The sequence below is a fragment of the Butyrivibrio sp. AD3002 genome (assembly GCF_000420905.1).
In the GTDB taxonomy this organism is placed as follows: Bacteria; Bacillota; Clostridia; order Lachnospirales; family Lachnospiraceae; genus Butyrivibrio.
Window position 1 is genome coordinate 76,588 of record NZ_ATVV01000013.1, and the last position, 12,612, is coordinate 89,199.

Genomic DNA, 12,612 nt, shown 5'->3' on the forward strand with positions numbered 1-12,612 from the left:
AATCTCCTTTCTTTTAGCATAGGATATTAAATCCATCCGCTTAATTAACCCTGTAATCAAAAAATTTATCCTTACTGATATTTAGTATAGCAAATAAATCTTATACATTTTATCGTTTATAAAATTTTAATAAATGCATAAATATATTATTGTTATTTAATAATGTAATTACTGATTTTGCGATATACTATAAATGGTTAATTATGTTAGTCTCACGTTTACAGGAATGGAGATCAACTATGTCATTATTGGAAGAAAGAATTAAAAGTGTTTATGCAAATCTAACCAGAGAAGAAAGAAAAGCAGCTGATTACTGTTTAAAGAATGATTCAAGCATATACAACAATACCGTTGCAGAGCTTGCCGAAGCATCAGGTACAACACAGGCGACCTGGAGCAGATTTTCCAAGTCCCTTGGATATTCAGGACTAAAGGGCCTTAAAAGAGAAATTTTCTCAGATGCCAAAAAGGCTGAAAAAGCGGGTCCTCATATTGAATTCAAGGATATCAATCAATATACCTCAATGCAGGCTATAGCTGATAATATCTGTGCTACAAGCTCTCAGGCTATTCAGACAACCTACAGGCTCTTTGATACTCAATCCTTCGAAGGCGCCGTAGATGCTATTGTCGGTGCCAGAATGATCAGAATATTCGGAGTTGGAAGCAGTTCTCTGGCAGCCTCCGATCTTTTCACCAAATTTCAGAGACTTTCCTACAATGTGACCTACAACGAGGATTTTCATAACAGCCTTATGAACGCAGCCCAGCTTCAGGAGAATGATGTTGCTATCTTCTTCTGCGACTCCGGAAAAAGCGATGAAATTATGCAGCTTCTTAAAATCGCAAATGACAAACATTCCGAGACAGTAGCAATTACAAAGCTCGGAAACAGCCCTCTGGCTCAGGGATGTAACCATGTTCTCTTTACAACATCTCCTGAAATCGATAAAAAAAGCGGTGTAACAAGTTCAAGATTTGCGCAGCTTTTCCTTGTTGATACTCTTTATACAGCTGTTGCAAACAAAGATTTTACCAATATAAGACAGCTTCTTCAGGATTCCTACGATTTGTTCCATGATATGGGATCTTATTAAGAATTATTATCTTTTAAGTATTTTTCTATTCTGTGCTGAACAAGTGAAGATGCTTTTTCTGCGGTTATGTCCCCGATGTAGTAAGGCTTTACGGATTCTGAGATAAGGCTTACTATCTCGGGGTCTCTATATTGCAGCTTATTCAAAGAACAAATGAATTCTTTCATATATGATGCTTCACTCGTCGTCAGCGGTGTGATCACAAATTCTCTTTTTCCTATAGTTATTGTACTGTTTGTATCTACCCTTTTTCCTGAATCGTCTATGTAATACCGTGCTCTGGTCGATTTATCCATAAGGAGATCCAGAGCATTTTCATATACCGGAAAGCCCCATTCTATGCTGTACTGATACTCATCAAGAAGAAAATATCTTATAAATTCATATGCTTTTTCTTTGTACTCGCTTCTGCTGTTAATTGAAAGCATCATCCCGGGTTCAATATATGATATTCCTCCACCTATGGAAGGATAACCGTTGAAAAAGATATCCGATTTAAAATATCCGTCACGAATTATACGATAATCCTCAAAACTTGAAATGACATAGGGAAGAAGCATCGATTTGTTTTCAATATAGCAGTTTGAATCAAGAGGTTTGTAAATATCGCTATCTTCCGCTCTTTTTACTTCTCTGATTAAACTTATCAGATTGATAAAATTGTAATTCTGAAAATCGCAGGTTTTTTCTTTTATGTCAATAAAGTCAAAGCCTGATGTCTCATACAATATGTCAGCTCCTGCAAAATTCATTGTTCCCATTACATTCTGAATTTTGACATTATGCTTATTACACAGATTCCTGTAATTAGACAGACTGACCGCCTCGTCTCCAAGAAATTCACTTGAAGCAGCGCAGGTATTTATAGAAAAATACGGCATTATTGCAAACTGCTTTCCGTTTTCTTTAATTGCCCCTGCAATATTCTCAATATACTTATTTGATGAAATTTCAACATCATTTCTAAGATATGAATCAATCGGTTCAAGGAATCCCTTTGAACGAAGATCGCACATGTCCGAATAAGAACTGAGGATCAGAATATCAGGACCTTTTCCTTTTTGCATATCCTCCAGTAATCTTCCGTATGCCGAATGATAACCGAGGAGACTGTTCTCTGTATAATCCGTCAGTATTATGTTATATTCCCTGTTTTCCTGATTGAATATATTTACCTGTTGTCTCACATAAGAATCACTGGTGGTAATTCCGATGGTGATGGACTTTTTTTCATCACTTTGGCTGTCTTTTTTTCTCATGGAAAAAGCACGACTGCTTGCCGTGTTATAATCAGCTATTATTTCATACTCATCTTCGGATTTTTCAAACAAGAGAACTATATTATCCGCATAAAAAGCAGAATCAATCAGGTCGCATATTTTTCTTGTCTTTTCATCACCCTTATTGAAGGCATATATACAGTTTTTATCAATGTAATAAAAATCATTATCTGTACCTGTGAAAAACTTGGCTCCCATCGGAACTTCCTTGGGAATATTATACTTTTTCCCAAGATTCATTTTCTTTGTATCAAATTCATAAACTATATACTTCCAACTACTGTCAGTCTCAGCTGCATATACTGTCCCGTCCGGAGATACAAGTAGTTCGCGGTCACCATGTATGTCCCCTTTATCTTTGGAGACAATAGCCTTTCCTTCTCCTGTCAACTCATCATACAAAGATAAACCTTCTGTGGAACAGGTAAGTATTCCTATTTCTTTGACATAAGCCATATCTCTGATGTAACCCGCAGCATCCTGAGTAGTTAACGCTGCTGCCCAGATTTGATCACCTGAAGGAGAATACTTTACAAGCTTCTTCTCTCCTTTTCCGCTATACTCATAGTCATCATTAATATTATCAACGCCCTTTTTATCGGGATAAATTGTCCTTAAAACATAAAAATTATCATTATTATCTGTGCAAAGATAATCAAATCTGGTATTACCCGAGCCTATAAGAATTTCTTCCGCTCTTGTCTGTCCATTCTTTATACGGGAAAAACTGTAATTAATGTGACCGTCATTGTTGCTTTTCTTTAACCCGTAAATCCCGCTGCTGTCGTAATTCAGGGATATATACTCATTGTTTTTTAAAAGTTCTATTCCCAGATCCTCAAAATCATAGACATAAACATCCGCACCGGTTTTCTGTGCTCTGTCATCATCATCGCCAAAATTTGCGCAAGAGCACAGAAAAGCCATAGTGCATAATAACACTACAGCTTTCCCCCATTTTATTAAATTCGATAATTTAGTCTCTGCTATCATTGCTCGTAAGTAATCTGGCCGTTTTCCTCATAAGGTACTATGAGTTCATTAACTATTCTGTCTGACAGGTTTTTCATATTATCAAGTATATCTTCATAATTTGCCTCTGTCATCCTATTTTCATCCCCTACCATCTTATCCATCATATATTTATTTATTTCCGGTGAAAAGTGGATGGAATCCATATAATTATCCAGATTTGTTATTATCTCTTCCTCATCCTGAAAACAGAAAACTCTTACATTTTCATATTTTAAAAGAGCTTTAACCATCTCCTTTTCACAGTGGATAAACGCATCTCTTTCTCCGGTTCTGTATATTCCGTCCCACCAGAGCATAGAGTAAGCAGGGAAAAAGAAATAAAACTCCGTATCAGGATGATTTTCTACTTCGGTTGTAAGTAGTTCGATATTGCCCAAAAGTTTATCATCATAAACTGTTTCATCCATCATGGACTTTTTTGTCTTTGGCCTGAAATATAAACCAAGGGCACTCTCACTTCCAAAGTTTTTCCACTTAGCCCAGTTATATGAGAGATTTTCATCGTAGTCCACAAGATATGAATTAACCAGCATATATGGTATCTTCTCAAAAATGACACCCTTGTTATATAAATATCTGATGTCATTTAAGGGATTTTTATCATATAGATACATCGGACATCCCGTCGATTCAAAGGTAGGAGCCACATCCGCATTAAGTGATGAAGGGTCTATATTATAAAATATTTTCTTTATGTCATTGCCTGATGAAAATGCTTCATCCAAAAGATAGCACAGATCCGCCGTCGCACCGTACGAACGGATTGCCTTTATGGATTTACAATTAAAAGCTTCATCATACCAGCTGTTGTCATTGTTCTCGGCAACCGAAGATCCCACAATAAGCGCATCGTAATCAAAATGTCTCAGCGTTCCGATGCACTGATATTCCTTATCATTGAGAACAGCCTTCAAGCCAAACCACGGCTTATGATAATGGAAAAAGGGATCGATAAGAAAAACCATTACTCCTATCAATAAGACAATAATGATAACAGCTCTTATAAAATTTTTTATGAAGTTTACATCTTTGTTTTTATTCATGTTATTACTCAATAAATTCAGCTCGCACTCAGAACTGGAAGTATATAAAGGTACTAACCTGTGATAATGAAATAAAGGACCAGACAAAAAGTATCACAAGAAACGCTGTAAATCTCTTTGATGTTGCTCCGCTATCCACAATTTCTTTTGCATTTTTGCTTCTTATAACGATAAATGAAATTATAAGAAGGATGATCCAGCTCACCAGATAAACCATATTTGTCATGTTTTTTGCACACAGGTTCGTCGCAGTTGTCGCAAGATAATTCTCAGGTATATCAAGCACTGCCGAAGTCTTATACATAAATCCCGGCCAGGTAGGTATAAACAACTGCTTAAAATATTGCAGGGCATAAGTCATATTCTGAGATCTGAAAAATACCAGCGATACAAGGAATATAATATAAGTTAATATCTGTCCTATTTTCTGAGGTATTATAAACATTGGCTTTTCTCGTAAAAGATAATGCTTTTTTATATCTCCTTTTGTGGCAATTATTCCAAGATCATCAAAGACGACCATAATTCCCATTACAAGTCCCCAGCATATATAAGTCCATCCAGCTCCGTGCCAGAACCCGCTTAAAACGAATACTATCAGGACGTTAAGAGCTGTTCTTAGCTTTCCTTTTTTTGAACCACCAAGCGGTATATAAACATATCTAACAAAAAATCTTGTAAGTGTCATATGCCATCTCTGCCAGAGATTTCTTACACTTATTGCTTTATAGGGTGAGTTGAAATTTCTTGGAAGTTCTATTCCAAGCATCATACTGACACCCTCTGCCATGTCGCAGTATCCCGAAAAGTCAAAGTACAACTGCAATGAATAAGATATAAGAACCAGAAGTCCCGTCAGTGTATCCATGTAGTAGGTATACTGAAATCCATAATCCGCTATCTTAGAAAGATTATCTCCAAGCAGTACCTTTTTTGAAAGACCTATAGTAAAAAGTTCTATTCCTTTTCTAAAATTTTTAGCTGAGGGTTTTCTCTTTTCGGCGCTTCTGAACTGGGATATCATTTCTCCCGGAAGGGCAATAGGTCCCTGAATTATTTTGGGAAAATAAGTGATGTAAAGAATGTATTCGGATAGTGATACAGATTCCATGTCAAAAGACTCTCTGTTGTCAGTTCCTTTACTATATCTATATAAATCTATCAAAAATGCTATCTGAGAAAAGACATAAAAGCTTATTCCAATTGGTAAAATAATCTTCAGTTCGGACAATTCTTTTCCTAATACTGCAAAAATGTTTGTAAGAAAAAAGTTTGTATACTTAAAATATCCGAGAAGTAACAGGTTTCCGATTATTCCCGTAGCTAAAAAAGCCTTGGAAGCTCCTTCATATTTTATCATCAGCTTTGTAATACCAAATGTACCGATGCAGGATATTAAAAGAATAATGACAAAATTAGTCGAAAAAATTCCATACAAAATTAAAGAAGCCGCAATAAGGGATAAATCCGCCAGCTTCCGTTTCTCAAAATAGTTTAATCCGTACCAAATAATAAGGACTACGGGTAAAAATATTAAAATAAATGAAAATGAATTAAATGACATGTTCTAATTATAGGGTGTTTTAGGTTTAAGGTCAAAAACTCCGCGGATTTCTCCGCAGAGTTTATAATTACTTCAGTAATAATCCCACAGGACAATGATCCGATCCCATCTGATTTTTATAGATAATTGCATCTTCAAGCTTGTTTTCGAGCGACTTGGATGTCACAAAATAGTCTATACGCCATCCCGCATTCTTAGCTCTTGCCTGAAATCTGTAAGACCACCAGGAATAAGCTCCCTCCAGATCCGGATAAAAATATCTGAAAGTATCAATTAAATCAGAAGCTACAACGTTATCAAATTTCTCGCGCTCCTCATCAGTAAATCCGGCATGTCCTCTATTGGGTTTGGGATTCTTAAGGTCTATCTCCTTATGAGCAACATTAAGGTCACCGCAGTATATTACCGGCTTTTTTTCCTCAAGAGTTTTTATATATTTAAGGAAATCATCCTCCCAAGCACATCTGTATTCGAGTCTTGAGAGATCATCCTTGGCATTTGGAACATAGACTGTTATAAAATAGTAGTCCGGATATTCGGCAGTAATTACTCTGCCCTCATGGTCATGTTCTTCTATTCGTATTCCGTAGGTTACGTTTATCGGCTCTTCCTTTGTGAAGAGAGCTGTTCCGGAATATCCTTTTTTCTCGGCATAATTCCAGTACTGGTGATAGCCGGGAAGATCAAGCTCTATCTGTCCCTCCTGAAGTTTTGTCTCCTGAAGACCTATTACATCAGGCTTTTCCTCTTCCATAAACTTTTGAAATTCTCCCTTGGATACGCAGGCGCGAAGTCCGTTTACATTCCAGGACACTAACTTTTTTGACATACTCATACCCCTATTATTTTTTTATTTGGTCTTGTGATTAATATACTTGTTATGGAACTTAGAATACATAATTTTCTGTGATCCGTAAACTCCGTAATAGCCTGAAAAGGTATAGCTTAGAGCTATTGTTAGAAGGAAATATGGCATTCCGTTATATCCAAACATTTCAAAGCACAAAAGAAGAGATGAAATAGGGCAATTTGTAATTCCGCAGAAAAGTGCTCCCATTCCTATTGCTGAGCAAAGTGCAGAATTAAATCCGAATATCTGAGAATACAGGCATCCGAAGGTTGCACCTATATAAAGTGCCGGAATTATCTCACCACCCTTATATCCGGCTCCCATAGTGACTGCCGTAAATAGCATCTTAAGCGCAAATGCCGGATATGGCGCTTCTCCCTTGGTTGCAAGCTCTATAACATCCATTCCCGCACCGTTATAGTTATTATTTCCTACAAGGAGTGTTAATAATACTACGAGACATCCACCTACAAAAATTCTAAGATATGGATTCTTAAAGTATTTTTTGTAGAGATCTCCGCTCTTTTTCATAACTATACAAAACAGAATACTTATAAGTGCACATAGAACTGCAAGTACAGATCCCTTTACAGCATTACCCACAGTAAACTCCGGAACTATGCTCACAGTAAAAACATCCGGTACTGTACCAAGATATGAAGCAAGACTACTGGAAACAAGAGCAGATAATACACATGGTATAAGAGCTGCATAATACATTACTCCAACAGCCTCAATTTCCATAGCAAGAAATGCTGCCGCCATTGGTGTCCCGAAAAGTGCTGCAAAAGCCGCACTCATTCCGCACATTGTAATTATTTTACAGTCATCCTCATCAAGTCCGATAAGCTCACCAAAATTGTGACCTATACTTCCTCCAAGCTGCAAGGCAGCGCTTTCTCTTCCGGCACTACCACCGCACAGATGAGTCAGTATAGTTGCAATAAAAATAAGAGGTATCTTTCTTTTCGGAAGATGGTCTCCCGCTGAGATAGTAGTTATAACAAGATTTGTACCTGTGTCCTCATACTCTTTTGACAGTCTGTATAGGAAAACAATTATAAGACCTGCCAGAGGCAAGAGAAAAATCATAAAGCTATGTGCTTTTCTGAACTGCGTAACAATCCTTATTCCATGGAAAAAGGCAGCCCCGACTGCCCCTATAATAATTCCCACTATAACACCAAGCACCAGCCATTTAATTGTGCCGGTGAATCTTCGTATCTGGTGCTTATAATGAGGTTCTTCTGTATTTGGTATTTGGTTAGACATTTTAATACTCCACTATATCTAATAAGCCTCTCTAAAAAGAGAGGCTTAACCTGTATTATTTATTCATTGACGCAATAAGTGCATCTATCTCTGACTGACTAAGCATTTTACTGCTGTTTGCAGGATCCGGAGGAGCTGCTGCCGCTGCAGGAGTAGCTGCAGGCATACTAAAATTCCCCGCACCTTGCTGTGAAGATTTTCCCATTATGCTTGCTAATAATGCCTGCTGTTCAGGATCTAATCCATTTGCATCTGTTCCCATAGTTTATCCTCGTAAATAATTGTCCGTAGTACTCCAATTAAGCACATTTTATCTTGTTTTTGTTATTTTCACAACCTTGTAAATTCTAAAAATATACTTAACTGTTTTTTTATTTTCCTATGGTCTCCATACGGCGCATATTCTTTAAATTGTCATCCGTTTCCTTCAGCATTTCTCTAAGAGACAGGCTTTCCTCATAATCGAATTCGCAGATTGAATAAATCAGATGATTCAGATATTTAGTATTATCCATAAGAAGCTTGTTATTCTGTCTGGCCATCTCTGTACGAAGTTCTTCAGCTTTGTCTTCCTCTGTCGTAACTTCTATTACAGCGAATTCATCTCCTCTTATTCTTCCGCAAACACTGTTTTCACCGAACACTTCCTTAAGGATTTCGGCAACCCTTTTAACAGCATTGTCTCCCTCATCATGCCCGTGAATAGTGTTGATATTTTTAAGTGAATCCATATCAATATATGCAACAACGGCATAGGTTCCTTCTTTGAAATCGGATTTAAGAAGATCATAAGCCTTTGCAAAAAATCCTCTTCTGTTCGGAAGATCTGTAAGATAATCTTCATCGCCGATATGATCGAGGACCGATCCGTCCCTTGCAAGTTCTTCCTGACACTGTGTGAGCTCTTTCTCTGTGTCATATAGGAATTTTTTAAGGAAATTTATTCTTATCGAGCTAAGAATAATTCCGGTAATAAGATCATCGTAATTCTCTATTCTGAAAGAGTCATCAAATCCCATAATAAAGAATCCGTACTGCTTATCTTTTCTGAATATGTTTCTAATGACCTTAGTGCCTTTTATTTCCGATAGATCAAAAATATCAGATGTCTCCATATCCTTGATTTTCTCTTTTTTTCCGGCCTTTCCGTCTTTGATAATTATTATTCTTTTACAGTGCTTAGGCACATTCCATCCCTTTTTTAAGGAACATATCTGAGGATTTTCAAGGAAAAATACTTCTATGTTATCAAAGCACTTTTCCATTTTCTTTACAGATTCATCATAATTCTCTTTAGAGTAATTAGCCTGTGATGCAATCTCTGAGAAACGTGCCGTTTTTCCTATAATATTAATTATGGATTCCTTTGAAAGGCTGCTTATTTTCTGCCTTTTTGCTTTTACTTCATTACCGGATATTTTCCTGATAATCTGTTCAATTGCAAGAAAACCCTTTTCATAGGAATCTGTATCCTTTGCATAGGATACGCACTCGAAGCCTTCCATATTCGAAAAAGTAAGAAGCGGTTTTTTACCGAATTGCTTCAAAAATGCTTCTTTTTTGAGAATAGGAGCTTTATTTCCGATATGCTCTATATCCACAATAAGTCCGTCAAAACCGGCTTCATAGATATAGTCATAAACTGCCTGATACTGATAATCATAAGCTCTTTCTTCGCTATAATTCTTATCAGTAATCATTACTTTACCGGGAAAAATGACAAGCTCTACCCCTAAGTCCCTGGCAGCCGCATCTGCTCCAAGACAAATATCACATGTATTATTGTCTTTAAATTCGGATATTAAAAGTCCAACTCTCATAAGATTTACTCTTCATCTGTATCTTCAGCACTATCTTCGGATTCTTCTATCTCTTCATCATCAAAATCATCATCCGGGACTATTTCTTCGCCTTCGGGTATCTCTTCCATGGCGTCTTCGATATTTTCAAATTCTTCGTCACCGTTTGATACCTTTTCACGTACCTTCGCAATTGCTACTACACTGACACCCTTATCTAGATTTATCATCTTAACACCGGAGGTCACTCTTCCGTGAATGGTTATTTCCTCCATTCGAAGCTGAATAAGTATTCCGCTGTCAGTTATCATCATGATCTCATGTTCATCCTTAACAGCCTTTACACCTATTACATTACCGGTCTTCTCAGTAATCTTGTAGCACTTTACACCTTTTCCACCGCGAAGCTGGATGTGGAATTCTGAAAGCTCGGTTCTCTTTCCAAATCCTTTTTCAGAAACTATAAGAAGTGAATCACCCTGGGAATTAAGCTGCATTCCAACAACCTCATCCTGGTCGCCGAGCATAATTCCTCTTACACCCATTGATGTTCTTCCGGTAGGTCTAACATCTGTCTCCTTAAATCTAATGCACATTCCGTTTCTGGTAATAAGGAATATCTCAGAATCGGACTTTGTGGTCTTAACCTCTATAAGTTCGTCATCATCATCGAGATTAATTGCTGTAAGGCCGTTCTTTCTTACATTTGCAAATTCCATTATAGGAGTCTTTTTTACAGTTCCCTTTTTGGTAACCATAAACAGATTCTTTTCTTCTGTATACTCTTTTATCGGAATAGTCGCAGTTATCTTTTCTTCGGGAGAAAGCTGGAGTAAATTAACAATAGCTGTTCCCCTTGATGTTCTTGATGCTTCTGGAATCTGATAAGCCTTAAGTCTGTATGCACGACCCTTGTTAGTAAAGAACATAATGTAATTGTGGGTTGTAGTCATAAGAAGGTCTTCCACATAATCGTTCTCAATTGTGGATATTCCCTTTATTCCCTTACCTCCGCGGTTTTGCGCACGGAAGTTATCAATAGACATACGTTTGATATATCCTACGTTTGTCATAGCAATAACCGTATTAACATTTGGAATCATGTCCTCAATGTTGATATCGGAATCATCATGTCCGATCTGTGTCTTACGATCATCACCGTATTTATCGGAAATTTCTGTGATTTCTTTTCTTATTACTCCAAGGAGAACCTTTTTATCTGAAAGAATAAGCTTCAATTCTTCGATTCTCTTTAAGAGTTCTGCGTGCTCCTGCTCAAGCTTGTCTCTCTCCAAGCCGGTGAGAGTACGAAGACGCATATCAACGATAGCCTGTGCCTGAGCATCAGATAATCCAAAGCGTTCCATCAACTGTTCTTTTGCTATCTGAACAGTCTTGCTTCCGCGAATAATCTTGATTACTTCATCGATATTATCAAGGGCTATGAGCAATCCCTCAACAATATGATTTCTTTCCTCAGCCTTGTTTAGATCATATCTGGTTCTTCTTGTCACTACTTCTTCCTGATGGACGATATAGTGATGAAGCATATCAACAAGTCCAAGTATCTTGGGCTCATTATTTACAAGTGAAAGCATAATGATTCCAAAGGAATCCTGAAGCTGTGTATGCTTAAACAGTCTGTTGAGCATAACGTTTGCATTTACGTCATGTCGCAGTTCAATAACAACTCTCATACCCTCACGGTCTGATTCATCGCGAAGAGCTGTTATACCATCTAGCTTTTTAAGTTTTACAAGCTCGGCTATTTTTGCTATAAGATTGGCCTTATTAACAAGATAAGGCAGCTCAGTAACAATGATTCTGCTCTTACCATTGGGCATTGCCTCAATATCTGTAACCGCACGAACAACTACTTTTCCTCTTCCTGTTCTATAAGCCTCCTCTGCACCTCTGGTGCCGAGAATTATACCACCTGTAGGAAAATCGGGTGCTTTAACAATCGGAAGAAGCTCCTCTATATCTGTAGCTCTATCCTCATTTACTCTGTTGTCGATCATCTTTACAACAGCAGCAATAACCTCACGAAGATTGTGAGGTGGAATATTTGTTGCCATACCAACGGCGATACCTGTAGTTCCGTTTACAAGAAGATTCGGAAATCTTGCGGGAAGTACAGCAGGCTCTTTTTCTGTCTCATCAAAGTTAGGTGTAAAATCGACCGTATCTTTATTGATATCAGCCGTCATCTCCATTGATATCTTGGTAAGTCTTGCCTCTGTATATCGCATGGCAGCTGCACCATCACCATCTACAGATCCGAAGTTACCGTGTCCGTCGACCAGGCAGTATCTCATTGACCAGGGCTGAGCCATATTTACCAAAGATCCATAAATAGAGCTGTCACCATGGGGGTGGAATTTACCCATTGTATCACCGACAATACGTGCACATTTACGATGAGGCTTATCGGGACCGTTATTAAGTTCGATCATGGAGTAGAGAATTCTTCTCTGAACAGGCTTAAGTCCGTCTCTTACATCCGGAAGTGCACGGGATGCGATAACACTCATGGCATAGTCGATATAGTCCGACTCCATGGTTTTCTGAAGATCTACTTCCTTTATTCTGTCGGTGGTCACCTGATCGAATACATCATCCGAAAGGTTTTCACCATTATTATTGTTGTTATTGTTATCAGCCATTTTTTA

9 protein-coding genes are annotated in these 12,612 nt (G+C 37.6%); 1 reads left to right on the forward strand and 8 read right to left on the reverse strand.

Translation table 11 applies throughout. The features are described 5' to 3' along the window. The first annotated feature begins 239 nt into the window (after positions 1–239). The gene (locus G596_RS0110385) at positions 240–1,097 is read left to right on the forward strand and encodes a MurR/RpiR family transcriptional regulator (RefSeq protein WP_022761781.1); all 858 of its coding nucleotides are present in this window, start codon (positions 240–242) and stop codon (positions 1,095–1,097) included. Here G596_RS0110385 and G596_RS0110390 read toward each other — a convergent pair. The 8 genes from G596_RS0110390 to gyrA all read right to left on the reverse strand — a co-directional run bounded on the left by G596_RS0110390 (position 1,094) and on the right by gyrA (position 12,606). Next, on the reverse strand, positions 1,094–3,304 hold the full coding sequence (locus tag G596_RS0110390) for a hypothetical protein (RefSeq protein WP_022761782.1): 2,211 nt from the start codon (positions 3,302–3,304) through the stop codon (positions 1,094–1,096). The two genes, G596_RS0110385 and G596_RS0110390, sit on opposite strands and share 4 nt — an antisense overlap. A gap of 62 nt (positions 3,305–3,366) precedes the next feature. Next, positions 3,367–4,455, reverse strand: coding sequence for a hypothetical protein (locus G596_RS0110395; RefSeq protein ID WP_022761783.1), 1,089 nt, complete (start codon positions 4,453–4,455; stop codon positions 3,367–3,369). A 28-nt stretch (positions 4,456–4,483) separates the two neighbouring features. After that, positions 4,484–6,019 (reverse strand): MBOAT family O-acyltransferase, encoded by a 1,536-nt coding sequence (locus tag G596_RS0110400; RefSeq protein WP_026671292.1) that lies wholly within the window; start codon positions 6,017–6,019, stop codon positions 4,484–4,486. Between the two features lie 67 nt (positions 6,020–6,086). Then, positions 6,087–6,848 carry an exodeoxyribonuclease III gene (locus G596_RS0110405; RefSeq protein WP_022761785.1) on the reverse strand — a complete coding sequence of 254 codons (762 nt, stop codon included), beginning with the start codon at positions 6,846–6,848 and terminating at the stop codon, positions 6,087–6,089. A gap of 21 nt (positions 6,849–6,869) precedes the next feature. Further along, entirely contained in the window at positions 6,870–8,141 is a 1,272-nt protein-coding gene (locus tag G596_RS0110410; protein WP_022761786.1) for a chloride channel protein, read from the reverse strand. Between the two features lie 55 nt (positions 8,142–8,196). Continuing rightward, positions 8,197–8,403 (reverse strand): hypothetical protein, encoded by a 207-nt coding sequence (locus G596_RS0110415; RefSeq protein ID WP_022761787.1) that lies wholly within the window; start codon positions 8,401–8,403, stop codon positions 8,197–8,199. Between the two features lie 109 nt (positions 8,404–8,512). After that, a complete protein-coding gene (locus G596_RS0110420) occupies positions 8,513–9,961 on the reverse strand; it encodes a GGDEF domain-containing protein (protein ID WP_022761788.1) in 1,449 nt (482 codons plus the stop codon). 5 nt (positions 9,962–9,966) lie between these two features. Continuing rightward, complete coding sequence (gene gyrA / locus G596_RS0110425; RefSeq protein WP_022761789.1) at positions 9,967–12,606, reverse strand: DNA gyrase subunit A; 2,640 nt, start codon at positions 12,604–12,606, stop codon at positions 9,967–9,969. Positions 12,607–12,612 lie beyond the last annotated feature (6 nt).